Origin of the sequence: Streptomyces sp. NPDC058964, assembly GCF_042741275.1 — a bacterium.
In the GTDB taxonomy this organism is placed as follows: Bacteria; Actinomycetota; Actinomycetes; order Streptomycetales; family Streptomycetaceae; genus Streptomyces.
In genome coordinates this window covers 1-447 of sequence record NZ_JBHYKH010000819.1, presented here as the reverse complement: position 1 = coordinate 447, position 447 = coordinate 1, and the positions used below count along the sequence as shown (strand labels likewise).

Annotated in this window: 1 protein-coding gene; it reads left to right on the top strand. The window is 74.5% G+C overall.

What is annotated here, in order from left to right; genetic code table 11:
• The first annotated feature begins 81 nt into the window (after positions 1-81).
• Positions 82-330 (top strand): chaplin, encoded by a 249-nt coding sequence (locus tag ACFW2E_RS45165; RefSeq protein ID WP_384477529.1) that lies wholly within the window; start codon positions 82-84, stop codon positions 328-330.
• Positions 331-447 lie beyond the last annotated feature (117 nt).

Below are 447 nucleotides of genomic sequence, written 5' to 3'. Positions count from 1 at the left end.
GGCGCATCCTCCGGCGATCCCCGCCGTTCACCCGTGCGGGCCGCGGCGTTCGCCGCGGCGATCGCCGAGGAGGGGTTGAACGTGAAGAACCTGAAGAAGGCAGCGGCCGTGACGATGGTGGCCGGTGGCCTGGTGGCCGCGGGCGCGGGGATGGCCTCCGCGACCACCGGCGGCGCCTGGGCCGGCGGTGAGGCCAAGCACTCTCCGGGCGTCGTCTCGGGCAACGTCATCCAGGCCCCGGTGCACGTCCCGGTGAACGTGGTCGGCAACAGCGTGAACGTCATCGGCGTCCTGAACCCGGCCTTCGGCAACCTGGGCCTCAACCGCTGAGCCCACCCCCGCTGGTCCCCGGCCTCCCGCCACCTCACCGGGAGGCCGGTCGGTCATTTCGACACCCGGCCCGAAGCACCCGCCCGGCCGGCGCGGGTGGTCGAGGGCGGGCTGGGC